Annotated in this window: 26 protein-coding genes; 22 read left to right on the top strand and 4 right to left on the bottom strand. The window is 43.8% G+C overall.

The window, feature by feature from the left end:
* The first annotated feature begins 5 nt into the window (after positions 1-5).
* The 20 genes from E7588_04235 (at position 6) to E7588_04140 (ending at position 18,219) form a co-directional block, all read left to right on the top strand.
* Positions 6-698 (top strand): hypothetical protein, encoded by a 693-nt coding sequence (locus tag E7588_04235; GenBank protein MBE6688474.1) that lies wholly within the window; start codon positions 6-8, stop codon positions 696-698.
* 27 nt (positions 699-725) lie between these two features.
* The gene (locus E7588_04230; GenBank protein MBE6688473.1) at positions 726-1,244 is read left to right on the top strand and encodes a peptidylprolyl isomerase; all 519 of its coding nucleotides are present in this window, start codon (positions 726-728) and stop codon (positions 1,242-1,244) included.
* A 248-nt stretch (positions 1,245-1,492) separates the two neighbouring features.
* The gene (locus tag E7588_04225; GenBank protein MBE6688472.1) at positions 1,493-2,272 is read left to right on the top strand and encodes a TIGR00282 family metallophosphoesterase; all 780 of its coding nucleotides are present in this window, start codon (positions 1,493-1,495) and stop codon (positions 2,270-2,272) included.
* A gap of 10 nt (positions 2,273-2,282) precedes the next feature.
* Positions 2,283-3,269 carry a hypothetical protein gene (locus E7588_04220; protein ID MBE6688471.1) on the top strand — a complete coding sequence of 329 codons (987 nt, stop codon included), beginning with the start codon at positions 2,283-2,285 and terminating at the stop codon, positions 3,267-3,269.
* Positions 3,270-3,479: 210 nt separating this feature from the next.
* Positions 3,480-3,794: a helix-turn-helix transcriptional regulator gene (locus tag E7588_04215; protein MBE6688470.1), complete on the top strand. Its 315-nt coding sequence runs from the start codon at positions 3,480-3,482 to the stop codon at positions 3,792-3,794.
* 150 nt (positions 3,795-3,944) lie between these two features.
* Positions 3,945-6,095, top strand: coding sequence for a single-stranded-DNA-specific exonuclease RecJ (gene recJ / locus E7588_04210; GenBank protein MBE6688469.1), 2,151 nt, complete (start codon positions 3,945-3,947; stop codon positions 6,093-6,095).
* A gap of 36 nt (positions 6,096-6,131) precedes the next feature.
* Positions 6,132-8,315 carry a bifunctional (p)ppGpp synthetase/guanosine-3',5'-bis(diphosphate) 3'-pyrophosphohydrolase gene (locus tag E7588_04205; protein ID MBE6688468.1) on the top strand — a complete coding sequence of 728 codons (2,184 nt, stop codon included), beginning with the start codon at positions 6,132-6,134 and terminating at the stop codon, positions 8,313-8,315.
* Between the two features lie 20 nt (positions 8,316-8,335).
* Entirely contained in the window at positions 8,336-8,791 is a 456-nt protein-coding gene (locus tag E7588_04200; GenBank protein ID MBE6688467.1) for a D-tyrosyl-tRNA(Tyr) deacylase, read from the top strand.
* 1 nt (position 8,792) lies between these two features.
* Positions 8,793-10,205, top strand: coding sequence for a coproporphyrinogen dehydrogenase HemZ (hemZ, locus tag E7588_04195; GenBank protein MBE6688466.1), 1,413 nt, complete (start codon positions 8,793-8,795; stop codon positions 10,203-10,205).
* 21 nt (positions 10,206-10,226) lie between these two features.
* Positions 10,227-11,159, top strand: a complete 933-nt coding sequence (locus E7588_04190; protein ID MBE6688465.1) for a hypothetical protein — start codon at positions 10,227-10,229, stop codon at positions 11,157-11,159.
* 21 nt (positions 11,160-11,180) lie between these two features.
* Positions 11,181-12,818, top strand: a complete 1,638-nt coding sequence (locus E7588_04185) for a polysaccharide biosynthesis protein (protein MBE6688464.1) — start codon at positions 11,181-11,183, stop codon at positions 12,816-12,818.
* A gap of 11 nt (positions 12,819-12,829) precedes the next feature.
* Positions 12,830-13,624, top strand: a complete 795-nt coding sequence (gene mazG / locus E7588_04180) for a nucleoside triphosphate pyrophosphohydrolase (protein ID MBE6688463.1) — start codon at positions 12,830-12,832, stop codon at positions 13,622-13,624.
* Between the two features lie 152 nt (positions 13,625-13,776).
* Entirely contained in the window at positions 13,777-14,052 is a 276-nt protein-coding gene (locus E7588_04175) for an HU family DNA-binding protein (protein MBE6688462.1), read from the top strand.
* Complete coding sequence (locus E7588_04170) at positions 14,052-14,291, top strand: RNA-binding S4 domain-containing protein (protein ID MBE6688461.1); 240 nt, start codon at positions 14,052-14,054, stop codon at positions 14,289-14,291. The genes E7588_04175 and E7588_04170 overlap by 1 nt, the downstream gene beginning before the upstream one ends.
* Positions 14,292-14,354: 63 nt before the next feature.
* Complete coding sequence (yabP, locus tag E7588_04165) at positions 14,355-14,630, top strand: sporulation protein YabP (protein MBE6688460.1); 276 nt, start codon at positions 14,355-14,357, stop codon at positions 14,628-14,630.
* 2 nt (positions 14,631-14,632) lie between these two features.
* Positions 14,633-15,133: a hypothetical protein gene (locus E7588_04160; protein MBE6688459.1), complete on the top strand. Its 501-nt coding sequence runs from the start codon at positions 14,633-14,635 to the stop codon at positions 15,131-15,133.
* A gap of 3 nt (positions 15,134-15,136) precedes the next feature.
* Positions 15,137-15,442, top strand: coding sequence for a hypothetical protein (locus E7588_04155; protein ID MBE6688458.1), 306 nt, complete (start codon positions 15,137-15,139; stop codon positions 15,440-15,442).
* 37 nt (positions 15,443-15,479) lie between these two features.
* A complete protein-coding gene (locus tag E7588_04150; GenBank protein ID MBE6688457.1) occupies positions 15,480-16,250 on the top strand; it encodes an endonuclease/exonuclease/phosphatase family protein in 771 nt (256 codons plus the stop codon).
* Positions 16,251-16,334: 84 nt separating this feature from the next.
* Positions 16,335-16,652: a DUF1292 domain-containing protein gene (locus E7588_04145; GenBank protein ID MBE6688456.1), complete on the top strand. Its 318-nt coding sequence runs from the start codon at positions 16,335-16,337 to the stop codon at positions 16,650-16,652.
* Positions 16,653-17,037: 385 nt separating this feature from the next.
* A complete protein-coding gene (locus tag E7588_04140; GenBank protein ID MBE6688455.1) occupies positions 17,038-18,219 on the top strand; it encodes an iron-containing alcohol dehydrogenase in 1,182 nt (393 codons plus the stop codon).
* Positions 18,220-18,283: 64 nt separating this feature from the next.
* Here the strand turns inward: E7588_04140 and E7588_04135 are convergent, their stop codons facing one another.
* Positions 18,284-19,390 carry a hypothetical protein gene (locus tag E7588_04135; GenBank protein ID MBE6688454.1) on the bottom strand — a complete coding sequence of 369 codons (1,107 nt, stop codon included), beginning with the start codon at positions 19,388-19,390 and terminating at the stop codon, positions 18,284-18,286.
* Positions 19,391-19,530: 140 nt separating this feature from the next.
* Between E7588_04135 and E7588_04130 the strand changes: the two genes are divergently transcribed.
* Positions 19,531-20,247, top strand: coding sequence for a phosphomannomutase (locus E7588_04130; protein MBE6688453.1), 717 nt, complete (start codon positions 19,531-19,533; stop codon positions 20,245-20,247).
* A 44-nt stretch (positions 20,248-20,291) separates the two neighbouring features.
* On the opposite strand, the gene sigG is transcribed toward E7588_04130, so the two are convergent.
* The 3 genes from sigG to E7588_04115 all read right to left on the bottom strand — a co-directional run bounded on the left by sigG (position 20,292) and on the right by E7588_04115 (position 24,061).
* Positions 20,292-21,098, bottom strand: coding sequence for an RNA polymerase sporulation sigma factor SigG (sigG, locus tag E7588_04125; protein ID MBE6688452.1), 807 nt, complete (start codon positions 21,096-21,098; stop codon positions 20,292-20,294).
* 73 nt (positions 21,099-21,171) lie between these two features.
* On the bottom strand, positions 21,172-22,014 hold the full coding sequence (locus E7588_04120) for an MBL fold metallo-hydrolase (GenBank protein ID MBE6688451.1): 843 nt from the start codon (positions 22,012-22,014) through the stop codon (positions 21,172-21,174).
* Positions 22,015-22,018: 4 nt separating this feature from the next.
* Complete coding sequence (locus E7588_04115) at positions 22,019-24,061, bottom strand: DUF5050 domain-containing protein (protein MBE6688450.1); 2,043 nt, start codon at positions 24,059-24,061, stop codon at positions 22,019-22,021.
* A gap of 305 nt (positions 24,062-24,366) precedes the next feature.
* Here E7588_04115 and E7588_04110 point away from each other — a divergent pair, with 305 nt between their 5' ends.
* Positions 24,367-25,389, top strand: coding sequence for a TAXI family TRAP transporter solute-binding subunit (locus E7588_04110; protein MBE6688449.1), 1,023 nt, complete (start codon positions 24,367-24,369; stop codon positions 25,387-25,389).
* Positions 25,390-25,396 lie beyond the last annotated feature (7 nt).

Here is a 25,396-nt window from a genome sequence, read left to right as displayed (position 1 = left end):
AAAATATGGAAAAAATTTATACCATTCCCGTCAACGAGGCGTTTGAACAAAACGAACAGTGTCCGTTCTGCCTTTTGTACAAAAAGCTTGAAGATAACGAGCTTGATTTGATTTTAGGGGCTTCCATGATGGAGCCGGATATACGTATACAGACCAATAATCTGGGGTTTTGCGATGTGCATTACAAAAAAATGTACAATCTCAAAAACCGCCTGGGACTTGCTCTTATGCTGGGAAGTCATCTTGATGAGGTTTCCAAAAGAGTCAGTGCGGGAGGAATATCGCTTCTCAAAGACAAGCTTTCAAAGGTTGAGGAGGCGGCAGGCGAGATAAGCAATTCCTGCTACGTATGTTCCCGAATTGAAAAGAATTTCAACAAAATGCTGGAAACTGCGTGCCTTTTGTGGGAAAACGATCCGTCGTTCCGTAAAAAGCTGGATGCGCAGAACCACTTCTGCCTTGAGCATTACGGTTTGTTTTTGAAGTACGCCAAGCTTTTTGTATCAAAGAAAAAGCAGCCTGATTTTCTTAATGCTGTTGCCGCGGTTGAAGCTCCTTATATTGAAAAGGTTAAGGATAATATCTCATTTTTCTGTAAGAAATTCGATTACCGCTATGCCGATGAACCCTGGGGAGACGCAAAGGATGCCGTAGAAAAGGCGATACGCTTTCTCGAGGGAGACAATGCAGAATTATAATTTTTTTAATAAAGAAAGGTAAACAAAATGAAAAATCCCGTTATCACAATCGAAATGGAAAACTCCGACATTATCAAAGCAGAGCTTTATCCCGAAATCGCTCCGAATACCGTAAATAACTTTATCAGCCTTGTGAATAAAGGCTATTATGACGGTCTTATTTTCCACCGTGTTATCTGTGGTTTTATGATTCAGGGCGGATGCCCCAACGGCAACGGCATGGGTGGCCCCGGATATTCTATCAAAGGCGAATTTGCCATCAACGGCTTCAAAAACGACCTTAAGCATACCGCGGGTGTTCTCTCAATGGCTCGCTCCATGAACCCCAATTCCGCAGGAAGCCAGTTCTTTATCATGCACGAAAACGCGCCACATCTGGACGGTCAGTATGCCGCTTTCGGAAAAGTTATCGAGGGAATGGATGTTGTTGACAAAATCGCTCAGACCAAAACCTCGTGGGGTGACGCTCCCGTTGAAAAGCAGGTAATGAAGAAGGTAACCGTTGAAACCTTCGGCGAAAGTTATCCACAGCCTGAAACCCTTTAATTATAGGCATTTCCACATTTTTGTGTGGAAAACTGTGCGGGTTGTGCGGAAAACTCCTTTAAAATCCGCGGCCGCAGGACGAAAATGTGGAAAACTCTGCGGATTGTGCGGTAAACTCGGCAAAAATTATAACACATTGCGGTACAACTTTTGTACTGCAATGTGTTATAACCATGAACACAGAGCTGATTCAAGAAGCTTTGTTTGAACGCGTTTTTTCGACAATTAATTACAAGGACGGACAGTAAATGAGTATAATAAATATACTTTGTGTGGGCGATGTGGTGGGAGAAAACGGCAAAGAATTTATAAAAAATAATTTGTGGAAAATACGCTCCTCCCATAAAGCAGATATGGTTATTGTCAATGGTGAGAACTGTGGAAAGTATAACAGCACCGACCCCGACGGAGCAGATGTTCTTCTGACCTGCGGAGCCGATGTGGTGACAGGCGGCAACCATACCTGGAAGAGAAACGAAATGCAGAATTACCTGGAATGCCATGACGATGTGCTTCGCCCTGCCAATTATCCTGCCGGCTGCCCCGGCCAGGGATACACCGTTAAAAACATAAATGGCTATAAAATACTGGTTATTTCCCTTATGGGACGTGTGTTTATGGAACCTCTTGCGTGTCCCTTTGAAACGGCACAGCGGATTTTGGAGCACGAAAAGGGGAGATATGACTTTTCGATATGTGATTTTCACGCCGAGGCGACCAGTGAAAAGGTGGCGTTCGGCAACTTTTTCGATGGTAAAATCAATATCATTTTCGGCACTCACACTCATGTCCGGACGGCTGATTTACGCATTCTGCCGGGCGGAACGGGCTACATTACCGATATTGGAATGACAGGTCCTCATGACTCGGTGCTGGGCATAAAAAAAGAAATAATTATACGTAAGTTCCTTACCGGTATGCCTCAGCGATTTGAGGTAGCAGACACACCTTGCACTTTGAACGCGGCGCTTTTTTCTATTGATACCGATAAAAAATGCATAACAGATTTAAAAATTATATCAAATTAAGGAGTTTATCATGAAAAAAATACCTGTTTCAATTATAATTGACGATCCGGCACCCTGTGTCTCGGTATATCATGCCCACCATAAAACAGGCTTTACCGAGGACGGACGTCCCGTAATCGAGTATTACGATAATAAAACCATGGAAATGTTCTGCGATATTGTTGAAAAAAGAAATATCAAAGGTAAATTCAGTGTAGTTCCCATGCCGGGAAACCGCGGTGACATAGTTAATGGTATTGACGGTGTTGAATATGAAAAGGTGGCGGAATGGCTGGATATGGCAAAAAAACATTTAGCCCCACGCTTTGCCATCGGACCCGAAATTCTGTCCCACAACATGGCGGTGGATATATCCACGGGAAAAGCACTTGCTTTGCGTGAGGACGATTGGGCGAAAGAACAGGACAGAACGACCCTTACTCCTTATATCGCGCATGCGCTCAGGCTCCTGAAGGAGGTTGGTATAGATTCCTGCGGAATAACCTCCCCATGGAGAACGGGTATAGAGGTGGAAGAGGAGTATGTTGCGGCAATTTCTCAGGCGGTATATCAGGTCAGCGGAAAGAAAAACGCCTGGTACTTCCTGCGTAATCTCAGAGGCGTAAAAAATGCAAAGCCCTGGATAGCGCTGGAGGAGGATGACCGTTGCGTAGTTTCCATACCTGCCATTGCGCATGACCGTTTCTGGGAGACAATCGACACCCCTCGCAATGATGACGAATATCTCAATTCCGTTGTGGACAAGCTTATAACCGCAGACGGCAAGTCGGGCGAAATAGTTGATATTATAAACAACGGCTCGTGGGTAATTCTCATAACCCACTGGCAGAGCCTTATGTCCAACGGGCTTATGACGGGTATGCGCGCACTGGATGAAACGGCACGTCGCATTAATGAGTTTTATTCCGATGTTCTTGAGTGGAAGAGCTTTGATGAAATACTGCAAATGGTAGTTTCCGACAAGCAAAGCTATCCTCCGCGTGTGTTCAATGATTAAGTGACAACACGGCGGTTTCGATGATTTTTCTTCGCTTAAATATTATATCAATCATTGTAGAGCCTCGTACTTTTCGCATTTATAGTGGATAAACTTATTATAACGTGTGTAAATTCTTATGTAAAGATGAAAAACTACTTATGATAAGTTTGATTTGGGGCTATCATAATATAAAATTACCTTGAAGAAAAAATGTGAGGTAACGGTATTATGTACGTAAACTATAAAGAGGTCGGAAAAAGAATAGCGGCGCGCCGAAAGGAACTGGGTCTTAAGCAGTGGCAGGTAAATGAAATGGCGGAGCTGTCGGACAAGTACTTGTTAAATATAGAAACGGCACGCTCTATACCCAGTATTGATGTGCTTATGCGGATATGCGAGGTGCTTAAAACCACACCCGACAGAATTCTTATAGGAGCTGTGAATGAGCTTGAAAAAACCGAAATTACACCTGCTATAAGCCAAAAGATTGCTTCGCTTGATAAAAGAAAGCAGGTTTTCTGTACGGATTTATTGACTGGCTGAGCCGGAACGAGATATAAACAAAGGCTGTGCAACATGATGCACAGCCTTTGTTTATAGGTTTGGGGCACTTTGTTTACGAAATGTTCTTGTAATTTTTGTGTAAATACTATATAATATTATATTAATAACTATTTACACTGGGGTGGTATTATGAAAAAGTGGATTATAAGAGAATACGATGAGGGTCTGGTGGAAGAGCTTGAGGCTACACTGGGACTTCAGCATACCACTGCCGTAATATTGGCGAACCGCGGTATAAAAACCTGCGATGAGGCTGTAAAGTTCCTTAATAAGCGTTACAACAATTTTTTCAACGCCTTTATCATGAAAGACATGAAAACAGCCGTAGACCGTATTATAAAGGCTGTCCACAGCCGTGAAAAGGTCATGATATACGGTGATTATGACGTAGACGGCGTAACCTCCACCACAGTGCTGTATAAATATCTGTGCTCTATCGGTGCAAATGCGGAGTATTACATTCCCAGCCGTACCGGCGAGGGCTATGGACTTAACGATACGGTAATAAAAAGCTTTTCACAGCGTGGCGGAAAATTGATAATAACGGTGGATACAGGTATAACCGCTTTGGATGAGGTCAGGTTTGCACTGGATTGCGGTGTGGATACCATTGTAACCGATCATCACGAATGCCGTGAGGTTCTTCCCGATGCCTGCGCTGTTATAAACCCCAAGCGTCCCGACTGCAAATATCCCTTCAAGGAGCTGGCGGGTGTGGGAGTGGTATTTAAGCTTTTGTGCGCACTGGATGAGGTTTTCTTTGCACGCAGTGCGTTGGAAACAGTTAATAAAATATGCGATGAATACGGCGACCTTGTTGCCATTGGTACTATTGCCGACGTTATGCCCATTATGAGCGAAAACCGTGTGATTGTCGGAGCGGGACTTGAACGTATCGAGCATACCGCCAACCTCGGTCTTAAGGCTTTGATTGAAGAATCGGGCGTAAACAACTATAAGGGCAAAAGCCGTAAAATAACCTCGGCTGCCATTGGATTTATTATAGCTCCCAGAATAAATGCCGCAGGGCGTATCGGCAATGCAGTGCGTGCTGTTGAACTGTTCCTGGCAGATGATATTATGTTAGCCAAGGAAATCGCTCAGGAGCTGTGTGCTACAAACAAACAGCGCCAGCTTGTGGAAAATGATATTATTGAAGGCGCGGTCGCGAAAATTGAACAGGAGCACGATTTTGAGCATGACCGTGTTATCATACTGGATGACGATACCTGGCATCACGGTGTTATCGGAATAGTTGCTTCCCGCCTTACCGAGAGGTACAACCTGCCGTCCATTCTTATTTCCTTCAAAAACGAGGGCATAGAGGGCGGTGTTGAGATAGGTAAAGGCTCGGGAAGAAGCATAAAAGGTCTTGATCTTAACAAGGCACTTACCCACTGCTCCGATTTGCTTATGAAGTACGGCGGACATGAGCTTGCGGCGGGGCTTTCCATAGAAAGGGCAAATCTTGCCGCATTCAAGAAAAAGATAAACGATTATGCACGAAGTATTCTGACTCCCGAAATGTTGACAAAGACCATAACCATTGACTGCGAGATACGCAAGGACGATGTGAACTTCAAAACCATGGATGAAATAAACGCACTCGAGCCGTACGGCTGTGCGAACCCTGTTCCGCTGTTGTATTTTTCGGGAGCATCCATTGTAAGTATTACTCCGCTTGCCGAGAATAAGCATACAAAACTGCTTCTTCAGAACGGAGATATGACTATTAATGCTTTGTTTTTCGGAATGCCCAGTACTTCGCTCAAATATCTTGCGGGCGACAGAGTAGATATAGCTTGCAATCTTGATATAAATAATTTCCAAAACCAGAAGCAGTTGCAGTTTATAATACGGGATATACGTCTTTCCTCGTCGCTGACGGAGTATTTCGAGTTTAAAAAGCAAGCGTATCTCAAGTGTGAAAACGATTCGGCATGTCCCATAAATCAGCTCAGTATCCCCGGCCGTGAGGACTTCAAGGATGTATATTCCGCACTGTGCCGTCTTGTGCGGACGGAGGGTGAAACGGTTGATCTGACCTACGTATGCCGTATGCTTTCGCAGAAAAGCCCAAAACGCTTTGATTTGCATAAATTATTTATTGCGGTGGATGTTCTGGATGAGTTGGGAATAATAACCTGCTCAGCGCCGGAAGGCGGAGCATTGGAAATACGCAACATAAGAATAAATCCGTATACCGCCAAAACACCGCTGGATAATTCATCAAAACTGCGCGCCATGCGTGCACGGGCGTCAGATACGGTAATAGAATGAGAGGTGTAGCTCTTGGCTGATAACATTTCCAATCTTATGTCAAAGCTGGCGGCAACAGGCTACAGCTATGATTTTGAAAAAATAATGCAGGCGTACGAATATGCCAAAATACTGCATGACGGACAGTTCAGAAAATCCGGAGAACCGTATATAGTTCATCCCGTTGCAGTGGCGGAGATAGTGGCAAGCCTTCAGCTTGACACCGATTCTATTTGTGCCGCATTGCTTCACGATACCGTGGAGGACTGCGGTGATAAAGTTGATATTGAACAGATAAAAAAGAAGTTTGGCCCCGAGGTTGCCGAGCTTGTAGACGGTCTTACAAAGCTTGTAGCCATACCCTTTGACGATAAAGAAGAGGAACACATAGAAAACCTGAGAAAAATGTTCCTGGCTATGTCCAAGGACCTGCGCGTCATTTTCATAAAGCTGTGTGACAGACTTCACAATATGCGCACTCTCAGCTCGCACAAGGAGGATAAACAGCGCTCCATTGCACTGGAAACCATGCATGTTTATGCGCCTCTCGCGCACCGGCTCGGTATCCAGAAAATAAAGCAGGAATTGGAAATGCTTGCTATACGCTATCTTGACCCCATAGGCTATGAAGAGGTCAGACAGGATATAGACAAAAAGTACGGTGCCAACAGAGGCTTTCTGGAGCGTGCGCAGAGCATGCTGTCCGAAAAAATGCACGAACAGCACATAAAGTTCGGCATGGAGGGCAGAGTAAAGACCATTTACAGCATCTACAAAAAGATGTACAATCAAAACAAGTCTTTTGACGAAATATACGATTTCTATGCTATAAGAATACTTGTTGACACAGAGCTTGAGTGTTATACGGTTTTGGGTATTATTCATGAAATGTTCAATTCCATGCCGGGCAGATTCAAAGACTACATCTCCACGCCCAAGCCCAATATGTACCGCTCTTTGCATACCACCGTTATCGGACGTGACGGTATTCCCTTTGAGGTACAGATACGTACCTGGGAAATGCACAGAACTGCGGAATACGGTATTGCGGCACACTGGAAGTATAAGGACGGCGTTACGGATAAAAAGAACATGGCGGAAAAGCTTGCCTGGATACGTACGCTTATCGAAACCGAAAAAGACTCTGAGGACCCCGATGAATATCTGCGTCCTCTCAAGGTTGACCTTTTCGGTGACGAAACCTTTGTTTTTACTCCAAAGGGCGACGTTATAAATCTTCCCAACGGTGCCAATACCATTGACTTTGCTTATGCCATTCATTCCGAGGTCGGCAATAAAATGGTGGGCGCAAAAATAAACGGTATGATAGTGCCCATAGATACTGTTTTGCAGACGGGTCAGATTGTGTCGGTAATAACATCCTCCGCATCCAAGGGACCTAACCGCGACTGGCTTAAAATAGTTAAGACCAGCGAGGCGAAAAATAAAATACGCCAGTGGTTCAAGCGTGAGAAGCGTACTGAGAATATTGCGGAAGCAAAGAATGAAATAGATAAGGAACTTAAAAAGTATAATATTCCTTTTACCGAGGCACAGAAAAATGAGGTAATAAAAAATGTTTCCAAACGCCAGGGCTTTTACGAGGTGGATGACTTTTACAATGCCATCGGCTACGGCGGTCTTGCGCTCAGTAAAATAAGCCGTAAGCTTAAGGACGAATTCGACCGTGTTGTAGTTCCGCCTGCGCCGGCATCCGAGCCTTTTGCTATTTTTGAGCAAAAGCCTCAGCCCTCAAAGCACTCGGTACATGGTCCGAATGTCATTGTGGACGGTGTGGATAACTGTCAGGTCAAGTTTGCCAAGTGCTGTAATCCGCTTCCGGGCGACAGCATAATAGGATTTATTACAAAGGGCTATGGCATATCCGTCCATAAGAAAGACTGCCCCAACGCTGTTAACGGCATGAAAAACCCCGAAAATGCAGACCGATGGCTGGCTGCACACTGGGAGGGCGGGGTAAGTGATAACACCGAGGCTAACTACGAGGTTATGATAAATATTTTCGCGCATAATGCTATCGGGCTTCTTGCACTTATTTCCTCGGCACTTGCAGAAATGAGAGTTGGTATTACCTCCATCAACTGCCGTGTCAAGGACGAAACTGACGATGTAAACATATCCATTGCGGTGCACACCAAGAACACCGACCATTTCAATTCTATTGTGTCGAGACTGAGAAAGATTGACGGCGTAATTGATGTTGTAAGAGGATATATGTAAAACTACGTAAGGATAAAGCTATGAAAATTGTAATTCAGAGAGTTAAAAAATGTTCGCTCAAAGCTGACGGAGTGCCTTTTTCCGAAACAGGCAGGGGACTTCTGGTGCTGGTGGGCGTGCGCGAGGGCGATTGCGAAAATGATGCCGTAAAGCTGGTGAATAAGCTTGCAGGACTGCGCATTTTTGAGGATTTAAACGGCAAAATGAATCTGAATATAACCGATTTTGCCGTAAACGGCGATATTATGGCAGTGTCAAACTTCACCCTCTACGGTGATTGCCGTAAGGGCAGACGTCCGGATTTTGTGAAAGCCGCAAAGCCCGACGAAGCAAAGCATTTGTATGAATATTTTGTCGGGTTGCTCCGCGAACAGGTGAATAACGTACAGACGGGTGTTTTCGGAGCGGATATGGAAATAGATATGATCGCCGACGGTCCGGTAACATTTATTATAGAAAGTTCAGAGCTTGCATAATATGAACGAAATTATAAATAAACACCTTATTCAGCTTTCGCTTTCATTCAGTTATAACGGCGAACGCCTTTTTGACATGATAAGCGACGGCAGAGTAGGGGTACAATGTGAGTATATGGTAGAGGGCTGGCGTGTTGTGCTGACTCACGGTACAAAGAGCTATATAAATTATCAGCCTTTATTTATCGACCGTATTCTTCCTGCAGAAAAAAGAGACGTAATATGTGCCACCCGGGCTTTTTACAGTGCCGCGGCGCAAATGTGCGGTTTTTATCCCGAATGGGGTATAATCGACGGTGTAAAGCCTGTCAGACTGTATCTGAATCTTTTGGAAAGAGGAGTAAATGCGTCTCAGATAATACGTGACAATTACCTTCTTACTACCGAAAAAGCAAGTCTTGTGAGCGATATTGGAAGTTTTCAGTACGAAACGGCAAAAAAACTACCCCCAAATAGCTACAATCTTTATATTTCCATTCCGTTCTGCCCAACGAGATGCAAATATTGCTCATTTATTTCGGCTGATGCAGGCATGGCTAAGCTTATACCCGACTATCTTGATGCACTTTGTGAGGAAATAAAGGCTACTGCCGAAATTATGAAGGATATTGCACTTAACACTGTATATATAGGCGGCGGCACTCCCACCGTGCTGGACGAAAAACAGCTTGAAAAGTTGCTGAGTACAATAAAAAGCTCGTTTGATATCGGAAATATTGAATACACTCTTGAAGCGGGCAGACCCGATACCGTCACCCGTGAAAAAATGGCGTTGGCACTGGCATACGGTGTCAATCGTGTCAGTATAAATACTCAAACCACAAACAACGATGTGCTTAAGGCAGTAGGGCGCAGACACACTGCCGAGGATTACTTTGCGGCATTTGAGATCGCACGTAATGCGGGAATCCCCGCCATAAACACAGATCTTATTGCAGGCTTTGAAAATGATACTTTTGAAAAAAGCTTGTCGGATGTTATTTCTCTCGCACCTGAAAATCTTACAATACATACACTTTGTGTGAAAAACTCCGCCGCTTTGCGTGAGGAGGGTTTTGTGCGGACGGCGGACGGACTTTCGTCACTTGTCGGAGAAAGCATAAAAAAGTGTCATACAAACGGATATTTCCCATATTATTTATATAAGCAGAAAAATGCTATGGCGGGTCTTGAAAATATCGGTTATACCAAACAAGGTTTCGAGTGTGTTTACAATATCTGCATGATGAGCGAATTTAATTCTACCGTTGCGCTGGGAGCGGGGGGAGCTACCAAAATGGTGTACCCTGATCGTGTTTCAGACCGCACTGAAGGCTTTTTTGATTGCAAATACCCAAAGCAGTACATAGAGGATAAGGAAAAAACACAGCGCAAGCAGGAATTCCTCAGAAGCTTTCTCGGTAACATAAAATGATTTTGACGGGAGCGTTTTGTTATGAATATTGATAGTGCAAAAATATGCTCAATGACAGAAAATCAGCTTTCCGATTATATTCGCCGGTGCGAAAAAAATTTTGACAACGGGCTTGACAGTATTGCCGACGAAATAGCAGAGCGCAGGGGAGTCAGGCTTTGCGGTCTTGCGGGTCCTTCATGTGCAGGCAAAACCACAGGCTCCTTTAAGCTTACCCGAAATCTTGCAAAGTACGGAATAAGTGTGCGTACCATATCCATTGACGATTTTTTCCACAATAATTCCGACGGACCGCTTGACGAGGACGGAAAGGCAGACTTTGAAAGTCTCTCTTATGTTCACACTGACCTTCTGCATACCACGCTTGAACAGATTTTAAACGGAAATACGGTCATGCTCCCGAAATATGATTTTCCCAACGGCAGAAGGATAGACAACTACGAAAAATATACGCCGAAAAAGAATGAAATAATTATTCTCGAGGGACTCCATGCACTTAATGATGTGATGTATTCGGGTATATCCCGCGATGAATACTACCGTATATTCATTAATGTGTGCGGAACACTGTGTCTCGACGGAAAACCGATGTTTGACGGGCGCGAGCTTCGTCTGTGTCGCAGGCTTATCAGGGATTACAAATTCCGTGCTGCCGATGCACAGCTGACCTTTACTCTTTGGGAGAACGTTGTTAAAGGCGAAATAAAGAATATCCATCCTTTTGAGGATAAAGCAGATTTCAAACTGGATTCGATGTTTGAGTATGAGCCTTGTGTTGTGAAGCGACAGGTAGAAGAGGTGCTGCGCGGTTTGAAGCGCGACAGTATATACGTCCGGGAAGCAGAGAGAATTTGGAGAAAGCTTGAAAAGGTACCCGATATAAACGAAAGACTGGTTCCCATGGATTCTCTGATGCAGGAATTTCTTGGAGGAGATCACTTTAAATACGATTAAAAAAGATAGAAGGTTTAAAAAATGTCCAGAAAACAGTCATTTGTACACGGTGCCGTACTTCTCATGGCATCGAATATTATTGTAAAGCTTCTTGGAGCCATATTCAAAATACCGCTCCGAAATCTTGTCGGTGTGGATGCTATGGCATATTTCAACTCGGCGTACAGCTTTTATGTGCTGTTTTACATGATTTCGACAGCAGGATTGCCGGTTGCCATCTCACGCATGGTTGCCGCCGCAAATGCCAAAGGCAACAGCGTTGAGGTGAAGAGAATATTCAGAGTGTCCATGGCAATGTTTGTTGCCATTGGTGCAGTTGGTACTGCTATAATGGTGGTGTTCTCAAAAGCCTTTGCCGCTTCCACCGGTATAGGCGAGGGCCTTTATTTAAGTATTATTGCAATTGCGCCCACGTTGTTCTTTATCTGTATAACCTCATCATACCGCGGATATTTCCAGGGACTTCAGAATATGATACCCACTTCTGTTTCTCAGGTGATAGAGGCTGTGGGCAAGCTGGGAATAGGGCTTATTGCGGGATATATTGCCATGAAGGCGGGATATAATAATGCACAGGTTGCGGCATTTGTAATTCTGGGTGTTACTGTGGGTGTTGTGGCAAATACGCTGTATCTTGCCGTTGCAAAAGCCATTCCCGTGAATAATCAGCTCAACGAGGACCCGACGACTGTGCCGCGTTCCAATGCAAGAATTTCCGCAGAGCTTATTAAAATAGCCATTCCCATTACAATAAGCTCGTCTATAATGTCCCTCACCAATGTGATTGATACCATGGTGGTTGTAAACCGTCTGGTGGATATAGGCGTTTCCACCGACCTTGCCCGTGCGTACTACGGCTCATATACATCCTCGGCGGTAACGCTGTTCAATATGCCGCCTACTCTCATATATCCCTTTGCCATAAGTGTTATACCTGCTCTTGCGGCAAGCTTTGCCAATAAGGATTTTGCACGCTCCAAGGGTACTGTCGAGTCCACATTCCGTATAGCTTCCCTTATTGCATTGCCTTGTGCTTTGGGCATGTCGGCACTTTCAAAACCCATAATCGATCTGTTATTCAGAGATGAAAACATCGGTACTGCTCTTGACGGTACTGTAATTACATCAAACGGTGTTTCCGGTCCCATGCTTTCTGTGCTTGCCGTTGCTATATTCTTTATGAGTATGATTTCGGTTACCAATTCCGTTTTGCAGGCACATGGCAAGGAAATGACTACAATAATTTCCACATGCGCCGGTATAGTCGCAAAATTCATAACAGCTTACGTGCTTATAGGTATTCCGGAAATAGGAGTTTACGGTATACCTGTTTCGACGGCACTCTGCTATCTTGTAATAATGTGCTTCAATTTTTATTTTATGGTGCGTTATACGGGAATTCTTCCGGGAATCAGAAAGATTTTTTTAAAGCCTCTTTTGGCATCTGTAATGTGCGGTGCCGGTGCGGTAGGCGTGCACTGGCTGGCTGAAAAAACTTTTCTTGAAGGAAAGCTGTCCACAATGATTTCCATACTTGCGGCAGTGATTATATATGTTGTTGTCATACTGGCATTAAAGGGTCTTGACCGCGAGGATGTGGCAATGCTTCCGGGCGGAAAGAAAATAAGCGCCGTACTTATAAAATATAATCTTATATAAGGAGAAATACAATGCAGTTCAAAGAAAAGGAAAATTACGGTTTTGATGATCTCGTTGCCATCATGGAGCTTTTGCGCGCTCCCGGCGGATGCCCCTGGGACAGGGAACAGAATCACAAAACCATAAGAAATAATCTTATAGAAGAAACTTATGAAGCTATTGAAGCGATAGATACAGACAATATGGAGCTGCTTCGCGAGGAATTGGGAGATGTGCTGCTTCAGGTGGTGTTCCACTCCCGTATTTCCGAGGAAAACGGCGGTTTTAATATTAATGATGTGGCGGACGAAGTGTGCAAAAAGCTTATTGTGCGCCATCCGCATGTTTTTGGCGACGTAATTGCCGAAACGTCGGAAAAGGTTCTCAAAAACTGGGACGAAATAAAAAAATCCCGCAAAAACCAGACTACACAGAAGCAGGTTATGGACAGCATATCCCTGTCGCTCCCCGCACTTATACGTGCCGACAAAATCGGTAAGAAAGCGGCAAAGGTGGGTTTTGATTTTGCGGATGCAAAAGGTGCACTTGAAAAGGTGACCGAGGAAACAGCCGAGGTTACACGTGCCATCGAGCATAATGACATTCAGAATATAAAGGAAGAAATAGGCGATTTGCTGTTCAGCGTGGTCAATCTTGCACGCAAGCTGGGAGTGGACAGCGAGGAGGCTTTATATGGCGCAAATGCCAAATTCGTAAACCGTTTTGGCAAGGTTGAAACGCTTGCTCAGGAGCGCGGAATCGAAATGAACGCTGAAAATATGAAAAAATTAGACAAAATCTGGGAAGAAATAAAAACCAATGATTAACAAATGGTAAACTCACGGTTAAATATGGCGAAAATGTTATTATTTTTAATGCAAATGCACAAAAAATACTTGAATAATGACGAAAACAATGCTATAATATTACCAAACTTGAAGTTGAATCTAACAAATATTTTTTTAAAGGAGATTATATCATGAACAAAACTCAACTCGTAGATGCACTTGCAGTAAAGACAGGACTTAAGAAGAAGGACGCAGCAGCAGCTGTTGACGCAGTTTTCGGCGCTATCACCGAAGCTCTTACCGATGGCGATAAGGTTCAGGTTACCGGTTTCGGTACCTTTGCTGTAAAGCGCAGAGAAGCAAGAACCGGCAGAAACCCCCACACCAAGAAGGAAATCAAGATTCCTGCATCCAATCACTGTGCATTCAGCGCAAGCAAGACCCTGAAGGACGAAATCAATAAATAATGCGAATTGACAAATTCCTCAAGGTATCGCGCCTTATAAAGCGCAGAACCGTTGCTAATGACGCTTGTGACAATGCTCATGTAAGCGTCAACGGAAAGTCTGTCAAAGCGTCTTATGACGTTAAAGCAGGAGACATTATTGAGATTGCATTCGGCGAACGTGTTCTTAAAGCGCGTGTTCTCAAGGTACTCGACCACGTCGGTAAAAACGACGCGGGTGAGCTTTACGAGATTATCTGACACAGTAATATTTTCCCCTTTGTTATCATATTATTTATCAAGTATATTTAGGGGGAAAACAGTATGTCATACGAATTAAACGGCGTGCATCACTCTTTGTCCTTAAGTGACAGAGGTGTATTGACTCTCAGTGGAATTAAAGAGGTCATCGGATTTGACGAACAAACGGTATGTGTAATGACGCATATCGGTCAGCTCGTTATCGAAGGGCAGTCTCTTCATATCGACAAGCTGAATGTGGAATCCGGTGACCTTATTGTCACAGGGGAGATATCGTCTCTTGCATACACAGATGGTGTCGGTGAGAAAAAAGGCTTTATCCGCCGTCTTTTAGGTTAAATATGACCGGATTTCAGGATATAGAAATATCTATTACCCAGCAATGCATGTTCTTTTTATGCTCGGCGGTGCTGGGTACTGTTATCGGTATGATATATGATGTATTCAGAATAATTCGCATAGCATTTCGACATAATTTTATTGTTGTGTTTTTTGAAGATTTATTGTTTTGTTTTATAACCTGTGTGCTTTTGATTTTAATGATATTTTGCGCGAATTACGGGGTTGTAAGATGGTTTTCGGTGTTCGGCTGTGCAGGCGGATTCTTCATCTATCGCGAAACAGCGGGCAGAATAGTGATACGTGCTTCAGACATCATTATAAGCTTTATACGCAGGTATATTATATTGCCGCTTGTGCGGCTTTGTGGTTTGCTATCAGGATTTATTGTTCATGCGTTGTGTTTTGCAGTCGTACGGATTAAGTTTTATTTGTTTCTGTTTCGCCTTTGGCGGTACAGGTGCAGCATTGTCAGAAAATCAAAAAAAGGCTTTGGCTTGTAGTACATGATTGAAAGGAAGTTGAATATGGGTATTAAAAGTAACACTCAGAGGAGCTCATCCCTTTTGCGCGTTGCCTTTGTGCTTACCGTTATAGCGTTGATAATACTTATTGTGAATGTAAATATCCAGATCAACACCTATAAACAGCGTGCTCAAGTGCTGGAAAGCCGGATAGAGCGCATTGACCGCGAAATAGAGCGCATGGAATCGGAATATAAAAAGCCCATAACGGATGAAATGATGCGCCAGATGGCAAGAGATACGCTGGGATTTTACATGAGTAATGAAATAATTTATCAGGTCAGCTGATTTTTGCAAATTATCATAATAAAAAAGAGGAATTGAAATGAAAATAGTTACCTTTAATCTTCGCTGTGATGTGAAAATTGACCAAGCCAACATGTTTAAGAACCGAAAAGGGCTTATACTGGATAAAATAGATGCCGAAATGCCCGATGTAATAGGATTTCAGGAAATGCTTCCTCACATGAGGGAATTCCTTATAAAGCATCTGAGCGAATATCAGTTTGTCGGACGCTCGCGTTCGGCGGATTTTACGGGCGAGCATATGGATGTGGCATTTTTGAAGGATAAATATGACATTATAGGGCTTGATTGCTTTTGGCTTTCTCCCACTCCCGATGTTCCGGGCTCACGTTACGAGGAGCAGAGCGGTTGTCCGCGCATAGTTACTGCAACAATGCTTCGCGAAATAAAGACAAATAAGATGTTCAGATTTATAAACACTCATCTTGACCATATAGGAGAACAGGCCAGAGTGCTCGGCATAAAGCAGATTGCAAAGTACATATCCGAGCAGAACAAGCGCTTTGAGTTGCCGTTTTTCCTTACGGGCGATTTTAATGCTCTTCCCGACAGCGAGACCATTAAATATTGCTATGCTCTTGAGGAGCCTGCAATGACCGAGCTGACAGCGGGAATTACCGATGTGACATATCACGGCTACGGCACTGTCAGTGAAAATTACAAAATCGATTATATTTTCTGCGACAGAAAGACAGCTGAAAACAGCTATACCGTTACTCGCTGGGAGGATTGCAATTACGGGCTTTATCTGTCCGACCATTACCCGATATGCTGTGAAATAGATTTTTAAAATATATTTATGTGAAAAACTATTGACTATTTTAGGTGTTTGGTATATAATATAGTAAACAAAATATGAAAGGTAATAACTGTGATGGCAGAAAAGAAATATGATCCAGAGGAAGCAAATATCGTTTCTTTGGTTGATGAAAACGGCGTTGAAGCCGATTTTGAAATAATTGGTAATATCGAGGAAGAGGGTACAACCTACTTTGCTCTTATTCCCGTAGATGGTGACGGTGACGAGTACGTTATCCTCAAGGCTGTACATTCCGAGGGAAGCGATCCCGATGAATTTGAGGACCTTGTGAGCATCGATGATGACGAAGAGTTTGACCGCATAGCAGATATTTTTGACGATCTCCTCATGGAAGAATATGACTATGATGAGGAGGACGGCGAAGAAGAATAATTTCTTCTTCACGGCGTATAATATCATCGTAACAAACGGCCTGCTTAGTGCGTGATGTTCGTGTTTTAAACCCACAAAGATTAATTGGAGTTCTGTCTTCGGAAAACGGGATGCAGACCTCCCGCCTTGTGCGGATGTTGGGAGCGCAAAGTTGACGAGGGAACACCACCCTTGCGTGAGCAGGGTTTTTAATCCGCGGGCGCACGGCTCGGCGGGTGAACATTTGAAAGAAATATCCGACCGTAAAACGGTCGGATTGTTTTTTGTTTGCATAAAAGGAAAACATTCAAATCAATGTTAATACAAATCATTTGTAATCTTTTTAGTTTTTTAACATTTGTGTGCTATAATTATTCCCGTAATAAAACACATACGGAGGTTTGTTATGGCAAGATTTACTTTACCCAGAGATTTATATTACGGAAAGGGCGCTCTTGAAAATCTCAAGAACCTTTCCGGAAAAAAAGCTATTATCGTTTCGGGCGGAAGCTCTATGAGAAAAGGCGGATTTCTTGATTTGATTGCCGATTATCTCAAAGCGGCAGGCATGGAGGTTGCTTTCTTTGAAGGTGTTGAACCCGATCCTTCTGTTGAAACCGTTATGAACGGTGCAAAGGCTATGAGAGATTTCCAGCCTGACTGGATAGTTGCTATCGGCGGTGGTTCTCCCATTGATGCCGCAAAGGCGATGTGGGCATTCTACGAATATCCCGAAACCACTTTTGAGGACCTTTGCGTTCCTTTCAATTTTCCTAAGCTCAGACAGAAAGCGCACTTCTGTGCTATTCCCTCTACTTCGGGAACAGCTACCGAGGTTACTGCTTTTGCAGTTATAACCGATTATTCAAAAGGCATAAAGTACCCTTTGGCTGATTTTGAAATTACTCCCGATGTTGCAATCGTTGATCCTGCACTGGTTGAAAGTCTTCCCGTGAAGCAGGTTGCATATACAGGTATGGATGCGCTTACACATGCTGTTGAGGCGTATGTTTCCACATTGAACTCTCCTTTTACCGATCCCTTGGCAATTAAGGCCATAGAAATGGTATTTGACTATCTGCCCCTGTCCTATAATAAGGATATGGACGCAAGAGAGCAGATGCATTATGCCCAGTGCCTTGCCGGTCAGGCATTTACCAACGCACTTCTCGGCATAGTTCACTCCATGGCTCATAAGACAGGCGCGGCTTTCTCAACCGGTCATATTCCTCATGGCTGTGCAAATGCTATTTATCTGCCTTATGTTATTAAGTATAATGCACATGAACCCGAAGCAATGAGAAGATATGCTGACATTGCAAGACGTGTGGGTCTGGGCGGTGCTTCCGAAAAAGCACAGGTAAATGCACTTATTGCTAAGATTGAAGAATTCAACAGAGCTATGGGTATTCCGAAAACCATTCAGGAATTTGGCGTTAAGGAAGAAGAGTTCCTGGCAAAACTGGATGACATAGCGGCTAACGCAGTTGCAGACGCTTGTACAGGCTCTAACCCCAGAAGCATCAATCCTGAGCAGATGGCAAAGCTGTTCAAGTGCACCTTCTACGGCACAGAGGTTGATTTTTAATTTAAAGCCACGGTATACATAAAATCCGCTGTCACATGACAGCGGATTTTTGTATTTTGTTTTATTATTTTGAAAAATGTGCCTTTACCGTTTCAACATTTGCGCGCATCAACTCGTCAAGCTCTCTTTCGGCAATTATCTTTTCGCATTCCGCAACCACCATTTCACGGTCGATTTTTCGGGGATTCTGACCGAAAAACTCAATAAAATTATTACGGAATATATTATCCTGATACTGCTTGTCAAGTGCCAGTGTACGTACACGTCTGTTTGTACCCTCAACGGTGTATATGTATTCCTTGTCCATTTCCACAAAGGAACGTATCTGGTTGATTCTGTGACCGTAACGCTGTTCCTCTGTCATGCCGTCCAACGCGAAATGATAGGTATCGGTGCCGTACATGAAACGGTCGCTGTATTTGATGAAGAATTTTTTTGCATCGTTGTATCTGTCGGTTAAGTTGGCAAACTGAGCATTTTCGATGCACAGGTCGAAATATAGATTTTCATAGCTGTCCAGCATTTTGGCAACTCTGTCAATATCATCGCTCATGAAGAAGAAGTGAGCAAGTGAAAGACGGAGCTTGGGGAATTTTTTGAGGATATTTTCGGTTTCTTTTCTCAAATCCTCAAGGCTGGGTCTGCCCTCGCCGCCGCAGTACCATCCGCGTTCAATGGCATATTGACTCATTTTCGAAAGATCCCACATTTCCAACGGGTCACCAACATGCATTATGAGAGGTATCTGGTTTTCTTCGGCATAATTAAAGAATTTTTCGTATACCTTGTGGCTCAGGTCGGGGGTGTAAAGTCTGAGGTGCTGACTGGGCTTGGATTCCAGAATTTTTATACTGTCACAGCCCATTGCGTGGTACTTCTTTATTTCACTGAGGAAAAAATCCGATGTGTCGCGGCTGTCAAAATGATGATTGATGCTTCCCGAGGCATACAAGTTGTCAATTCTGTCCTTGCAGTAAAGTGCTTTGACGTTTTCGGTTGTATCGATCATTGCGATGCTGGCAAGATGCATTTTGCCGAAATTGAAGTGACGCATTATGTTTTTGAAGGCATCCACGGTATCCGTAACGGGACGGTTGTAAAGCATATGGGTATGCATTTCGTAAATCGGTTCTTTTGAATATCCGTGGATTTCAACATTTGTTTTTTCCATTTTCGTTTTCCTTTAAATGTATTGTAAAGGCATCGTAAGATTTGCGTAAATACAGCTTGATTTTTGTATACGACTGTGTTATAATAAACATTATAGTATAATTTGTAAAAAAAGTCAATAACAAAATTATGAGGTAAAAAATGAATAACATTAAAGTGATTGCGTTTGATCTTGACGGTACTCTTACCCAACACAAACAGCCTCTCACTGCCGAGAACAAGGCGGCACTGGATGCTTTGGGAAAAAAGTATAAGCTTCTTATGGTAGGCGCAGGTCAGGTGCACAGAATTTTCGAGCAGATGGAGCATTATCCCATTGATATTATCGGAAATTACGGTTTGCAGTACGGCGAATACAATCCAGTAACAAAGGATATCGATATTAAGCGTGATCTCAAATTTGAATGTGACCGAGAATCTGTGGAAAAGCGTGTTACCATGCTGAGAGAAAAATATGGTTACACCGAATTTCGCGGTGAGAATGTGGAGTTTCATCCGTCCGGATGCGTGACTTTTCCCGTGCTTGGCACTAAGGCATTGCAGGAGGACAAATTGGCATTTGACCCCGACCGTTCCAAACGCAGAAAAATATATGCAGATGTAGTGGAGACGTTTTCGGAATATGTAGTATTTGTGGGCGGTTCTTCCTCATTTGATATGGCACCAAGACCTTACGATAAATTCGGTGCGCTGGATATTTACTGCAAGGAAAAGGGTTATACATACGAGAATATTGTTTTTGTCGGTGATGATTACGGAATGGGCGGAAATGATGAGTCGGTGTATAAATCACCCGTAAAATTTATTTGTGTGGATGATTACACACGTTTTCCCGAATATATTGCCGAGCTTCTTTAATAAAATTTCCGTGGGTTGCAAATTCTGCAACCCACGGTTTTTGTTTAAATATTCTTTTTTATGCGGGAAAGTGCGCCTTTTTCAAGACGGCTTACCTGTGCCTGGGATATGCCCACCTCCGCCGCAACCTCGGTCTGGGTCTTGCCACGGTAGAAGCGCATGTCGAGAATTGCCTTTTCTCGTTGCCCCAGCTTTTTTATAGCCTCGTTAAGGGCGATATTTTCCGTCCAGTTGTCATCGTTGTTTCTGTTATCGCACAGCTGATCCATTATAAAAATGGAATCTCCGTTATCGGAGTATACCGGGTCGAACAGAGAAACGGGGTCCATAATTGCATCCAACGCATCCGTTATGTCCTTTTTGGTACAAGGAGGAAGCGGGTTTTCCGACTCGCTGAGCACTTTGTTTACCGCGGCCGTTATTTCTTCAATGTTCGGCTCACGCCCCAATAAAACAGAAAGCCGTTCTTTTTCGCTCAGTGCCTTGTATGCCAGGTCGCGCACCGAACGGCTGACGCGTATCATGTTGTCGTCACGCAGATAACGACGGATTTCGCCCATTATCATGGGAACTGCATAGGTACTCAGCAGTACGTTCTGATTAAGGTCGAAATTATCAATGGCTTTTATCAGTCCGATACAGCCAACCTGAAAAAGGTCGTCCGGGTTTTCGCCTCTTCCGCTGAATTTTTGTACTACGCTGAGAACGAGTCTGAGATTTCCGTTTATAAGCTCTTCACGAGCTGCCATGTCGCCTTCCTTGGTACGCTTGAGAAGCTCTGCTTTTTCCGCATTAGTGAGTGTTTTAAGCTTGGATGTGTTGACACCGCAGATTTCTACTTTGTTGTACATAAAACTCCCGCCCCTCTACTCTTTTTTCACAAAAAGAGTATTGACCGGAGCGGGAGAAGTAATTCAAGGTAATTTATTCCACGGTTATATTCTTTCCGTCGGTGGAGACGGTTACAGTGCCGTATGCAGTTTCAAAAACCTCGGCTTTTGCAATGTCCAAAAGCCCCAGCGTGTAGTTGTGCGGATGCCCGTAGGTGTTATCGATGCCGTAGCTTATCACAGCGTAGTCCGGAGCTACGGCGTTAATGAATGCCTGAACTGCATCATCCTTAGAGCCGTGATGGGGGACCTTGAGCACTTCCGATGAAATCTCAGCCCCCGAAAGAAGTACATTTCCTTGCGATGAGGGAGTGTTGTCGGCACATATCAGAAAATCTGTATCCTTGTAGCTGAGCCTGAACATTATACTGATTTCGTTCAAGTCCTCATAGGTATAATTTGTGCCATTTGGTGACAATACGGTCAGTGTCACGTCTCCGAAGGTGTACACATCTCCTGCCGAAGGATGGGTTATTTCAATATCGGTGTGTGATAATGCCCGGGTGAATTTATCGTATGTCGGATGTGTTGAAGAGGCATCCGGCATAAGAAGTGTTTCAATATCATATCTTTTTACCACATCATCCGCATTGCCTATATGGTCATTATGAGGGTGGGTGAGTATAAGCATTGCCAGCTTATCCACTTTGCGGCTTCTCATTTGATCGTTGAGGGCATGCTTTGCTGATTCCGGACCTGTATCACAAAGAATGAATCTTCCGTCGGGGAGCGATATGAGAGTGCTGTCGCCCTGCCCTACATTTATAAAATCAACCAGCAGTGTTTCATTTTGCCCGTTGTTCCGTGCACAGGCACAAAAAATCAATACTATCGCCACAACAATGCAAAGACAACACGCTTTCCGGAATTTCAGCATTTTATCACTCCATTGCAAGCTTTATACGCATCAGTTCGATATCCATTGAATCCACCTTGGTGTCCTTATTTATATCTGCCGCGCTTGACATGGTGTACGACATAGGATGTTTTTGAGGATCTTTAAGGTGAAGAGATGTGTAGATTATGTCATTTACATTAAAGACCCCGTTGCCGTCCACGTCGCCGTAAATGATGCTTACCGAGCTTTTTTGCCACACGGCATAAAGAGTTATATCCGCATCCGCATCATAAAGCCCGCCGGGAGAATAAGAGGAGAGAGTGGCTTTTGGGTCGGCTGACCAACCGATAAATATATATCCGTCGCGCTGCGGCTGACCGATTTGCAGTTTAATTGCCGTGTCATGAGTTTTTTCCTGTGGGGCGGGCGGATTTATGCCTCCGTTGGCATCATAGGCTACGGTGTAGGTGAGGGGACTGATATATTTGGTGTATTCCATGAATACCCATCCTTCTGTGCCTTTATAGGTGGTATATCCCCAGCCGTCGCCGACATCCTTTATTTTAACAACTGTTTCAAAGGGAATAAGGTCAAGGCGGTCATAATTAAGTCCCGGACCCGAACGCAGTCTCAATCCGTCATCCGATGTTATGGAATAAACGCCGCTTTCGTATTTTACCGCTTCGGAGGAAATGGGATGAAAAACAGCGATACGTGTGACGTCCTCAGCGTCATAGTAGCTGAAAAGGTCTGTGACATTTCTGCCCGGGTCGCAAATGTATACCTTGCCGTTTTCCACCTTGTCGGCAGCTACCCAGTGCTGGTTGGATACTGCGCGTATAACTACCTTGCGTCCTGCATTAAGGTGAGAGGCAATAGCATCTGCCTTTTCTTTTTTTGTTCCGTAAAGCGAGGTCCAGGATGAATACACTTTGAATTCGGGAACCACTCGCTCAACGGCTGACCAGTAGAGAGAAGCACCGCTGAAGCCGTTGTTGTTTTTGAGCGATTCCACAAATGTACCGGGATTGAAATGTGCCTCATCACGTATTCCCGAGCCTACAATCAGTATTGCAATGCTGGTTACCAGACAGCCTACGCCCTTTACGGTTTCACCGTTTGGAAATTTGATATTTGCCCAGCGGGAATCGTACTGCTTCCAGCTTTTGTATGTCCCCGTGTCGGGCAGATATGAGGTGAGCGAAACAGGGCTGTATCCCTCGATAAGCGTTTGAGAAAGCAGTGCGCCCGAATAGTATACGCTTTTTATTTCGCCGTCAACTATATTAAAAAATGAAAAAATTCCGTGATTTTGCGAATCGAAGGCTTTCTTTTTTATGTTGTAGCTGTAAATTGTATAATCGTCATCGCCTTTTCCGTAGATGGTACCGTTATGGAAAATGAGATTTGAGAGCTTTGCGTTGTCGGCGAGGAGCTTTTCGTTTTTACTTGAAAGTGTGTAGGAAATCAGTGCACCGTCGGAATCGTCGGTATAGTATACAGTTCCGTCGTTGTAGTCGAATGACGACACGTCTGGGGCTATTCTCAGAGATTTTTTACCGTTGTTATAATAAAGCGGTGTTTTTTTGTCGGAAATTTTTGTATATATAAAGCCGTTTGGGAGGGGAATAAAGTTGACAATTTCTCCGTCCTCCAGAGCGGGTTCTATTTTTCTCTGTTCAATTGAAAAGGTGAATATTTTGCCTTCAGACTGGAAATACGCCGTACCGTCCTGTATGTACAGATTTTTTATGCCCTTTACCATCTCGACGGCATGTATAGTGACAACTTTGCCTGTATCGATATTGTACTTTGAAATCGCGGCATATTCGCCTGTGTCATCGGTGGAACAGAAATAGATTTCGTTTTGGTGTACATTTATATATTTTGCGTTGAGGTCGCTGATTTTTACGTTGTAGCCGTCCTTTTGAGCATAAAGCTTGCCGCCGTCATCCTGTTCCGAGTAGTATAAAACGCCGTCGTGCGAAAGGAAAAGCCCTTCATTTATTATGTTTCCGGCAAATGCCGCACTGCACAGCAGTATCAGATTGATTACCGCGAACAGTGAAAATTTTATATATTTCATGATGAAGTGTCTCCGTAATTTTTTTTGGTGTGACAATATTTTAACTCATATTACGATTTTTTTCAACACAAAATACGTAAAAATCTATAAATATTTGTGAAATGCCCAATTAAAATTGTGTGATTTATTCGGCGATGTTTTCATTTTGAGTAAAAAAATATACAAAATGTATATTTTTGCAAGTTTGTATGACGAAAAATTCATTTTTATGAAAAAATAGCTGTAAACTATTGACTTTTTTTTCATTTTGTATTATAATATCTACGATTATACAAATCAAAATATTTTTTTTAAGGAGACCAAAAATGAAAAAGCTTTTAGTTTCTGTGCTCGCACTTCTTATGATTTGCTCTTTTGCACTTGTTGCGTGCACAAACCAGCCCGCAGACGTTGAAAACGACGCAAATGTTCAGGATGACGCAAACACTCCCGCACTGGCTGACAAGATCGTTCTTGCTACCGGCGGTAACACCGGTACATACTATGCATACGGTATGGCAATGGGTCAGATTCTGCAGGACAAGACCGGCATCACCTTTGATGTACAGTCTACCGGCGCTTCCAAGGCTAACATTCAGCTTATCCAGGTTGAAGAAGCAGACATGGCAGTAGTTCAGAACGACGTTATGTACTACGCTTACACCGGTACCGACCTGTTCGCAGGCGCTCAGACTCAGGATTTCTCCGCAGTTGCTACCCTTTACCCTGAGCTTTGTCAGATTATTGCTTCCAAGTCCAGCGGTATCGCTTCTGTTGCTGACCTCAAGGGCAAGAGAGTTTCCGTTGGTGATGCAGGCAGCGGCGTTGAGTTCAATGCAAAGCAGATTCTTGCTGCATACGGAATTGACATGGACAAGGACATCGAAAAGCAGAACCTTGGCTTCGGTCCTTCTGCTGACGCTCTCAAGGACGAAAAGATTGACGCTTTCTTCTGCGTTGCAGGTATTCCTACCACCGCTATCACCGACCTTGCTATGAGCAACGAAATCACCGTTGTTCCCGTTGATGATGACAAGTTTGCAGAGCTTTCTGCACAGTACGGCTTCTACACTCAGCAGGTTGTTCCCGCAGGTACCTATGCAGGCATGACCGAGGATGTTAAGACTGTTGCTGTTATGGCTACCTACATTGTTGACAACGACCTTTCTGAGGATACCGTTTACGCTATCACCAAGGCTATGTTTGAAAACAAGGATGCCATTGCCGCTGCACACGTAAAGGGTGCTGAGCTGGATGCAGCTAAGGCGGTTCAGGGTATTCCCGAGGTAGTTCCTTTCCATGCAGGTGCTCTTAAGTACTTCAAGGAAGCCGGAATTATCGCCGAATAATTCTTAA

The organism is Oscillospiraceae bacterium, assembly GCA_015065085.1.
In the GTDB taxonomy this organism is placed as follows: domain Bacteria; phylum Bacillota; class Clostridia; order Oscillospirales; family SIG627; genus SIG627.
Note: the sequence above shows the minus strand (reverse complement) of the source record. Positions and strands in the feature narration are given on the sequence as shown.

What these genes read in the sequence shown, in the direction of transcription:
- E7588_04120 (MBE6688451.1), bottom strand. Translation starts at nt 22,014, where the DNA reads ATGCTGAAATTCCGGAAAGCGTGTTGTCTTTGCATTGTTGTGGCGATA.
- hemZ (MBE6688466.1), top strand. Translation starts at nt 8,793, where the DNA reads ATGAACGAAATTATAAATAAACACCTTATTCAGCTTTCGCTTTCATTC.
- E7588_04220 (MBE6688471.1), top strand. Translation starts at nt 2,283, where the DNA reads ATGAAAAAAATACCTGTTTCAATTATAATTGACGATCCGGCACCCTGT.
- sigG (MBE6688452.1), bottom strand. Translation starts at nt 21,098, where the DNA reads ATGTACAACAAAGTAGAAATCTGCGGTGTCAACACATCCAAGCTTAAA.
- recJ (MBE6688469.1), top strand. Translation starts at nt 3,945, where the DNA reads ATGAAAAAGTGGATTATAAGAGAATACGATGAGGGTCTGGTGGAAGAG.
- E7588_04215 (MBE6688470.1), top strand. Translation starts at nt 3,480, where the DNA reads ATGTACGTAAACTATAAAGAGGTCGGAAAAAGAATAGCGGCGCGCCGA.
- E7588_04150 (MBE6688457.1), top strand. Translation starts at nt 15,480, where the DNA reads ATGAAAATAGTTACCTTTAATCTTCGCTGTGATGTGAAAATTGACCAA.
- E7588_04135 (MBE6688454.1), bottom strand. Translation starts at nt 19,390, where the DNA reads ATGGAAAAAACAAATGTTGAAATCCACGGATATTCAAAAGAACCGATT.
- E7588_04225 (MBE6688472.1), top strand. Translation starts at nt 1,493, where the DNA reads ATGAGTATAATAAATATACTTTGTGTGGGCGATGTGGTGGGAGAAAAC.
- E7588_04130 (MBE6688453.1), top strand. Translation starts at nt 19,531, where the DNA reads ATGAATAACATTAAAGTGATTGCGTTTGATCTTGACGGTACTCTTACC.
- E7588_04140 (MBE6688455.1), top strand. Translation starts at nt 17,038, where the DNA reads ATGGCAAGATTTACTTTACCCAGAGATTTATATTACGGAAAGGGCGCT.
- E7588_04190 (MBE6688465.1), top strand. Translation starts at nt 10,227, where the DNA reads ATGAATATTGATAGTGCAAAAATATGCTCAATGACAGAAAATCAGCTT.
- E7588_04230 (MBE6688473.1), top strand. Translation starts at nt 726, where the DNA reads ATGAAAAATCCCGTTATCACAATCGAAATGGAAAACTCCGACATTATC.
- E7588_04170 (MBE6688461.1), top strand. Translation starts at nt 14,052, where the DNA reads ATGCGAATTGACAAATTCCTCAAGGTATCGCGCCTTATAAAGCGCAGA.
- E7588_04160 (MBE6688459.1), top strand. Translation starts at nt 14,633, where the DNA reads ATGACCGGATTTCAGGATATAGAAATATCTATTACCCAGCAATGCATG.
- mazG (MBE6688463.1), top strand. Translation starts at nt 12,830, where the DNA reads ATGCAGTTCAAAGAAAAGGAAAATTACGGTTTTGATGATCTCGTTGCC.
- E7588_04205 (MBE6688468.1), top strand. Translation starts at nt 6,132, where the DNA reads ATGTCAAAGCTGGCGGCAACAGGCTACAGCTATGATTTTGAAAAAATA.
- E7588_04155 (MBE6688458.1), top strand. Translation starts at nt 15,137, where the DNA reads ATGATTGAAAGGAAGTTGAATATGGGTATTAAAAGTAACACTCAGAGG.
- E7588_04110 (MBE6688449.1), top strand. Translation starts at nt 24,367, where the DNA reads ATGAAAAAGCTTTTAGTTTCTGTGCTCGCACTTCTTATGATTTGCTCT.
- E7588_04185 (MBE6688464.1), top strand. Translation starts at nt 11,181, where the DNA reads ATGTCCAGAAAACAGTCATTTGTACACGGTGCCGTACTTCTCATGGCA.
- E7588_04175 (MBE6688462.1), top strand. Translation starts at nt 13,777, where the DNA reads ATGAACAAAACTCAACTCGTAGATGCACTTGCAGTAAAGACAGGACTT.
- E7588_04145 (MBE6688456.1), top strand. Translation starts at nt 16,335, where the DNA reads ATGGCAGAAAAGAAATATGATCCAGAGGAAGCAAATATCGTTTCTTTG.
- E7588_04200 (MBE6688467.1), top strand. Translation starts at nt 8,336, where the DNA reads ATGAAAATTGTAATTCAGAGAGTTAAAAAATGTTCGCTCAAAGCTGAC.
- E7588_04235 (MBE6688474.1), top strand. Translation starts at nt 6, where the DNA reads ATGGAAAAAATTTATACCATTCCCGTCAACGAGGCGTTTGAACAAAAC.
- yabP (MBE6688460.1), top strand. Translation starts at nt 14,355, where the DNA reads ATGTCATACGAATTAAACGGCGTGCATCACTCTTTGTCCTTAAGTGAC.
- E7588_04115 (MBE6688450.1), bottom strand. Translation starts at nt 24,061, where the DNA reads ATGAAATATATAAAATTTTCACTGTTCGCGGTAATCAATCTGATACTG.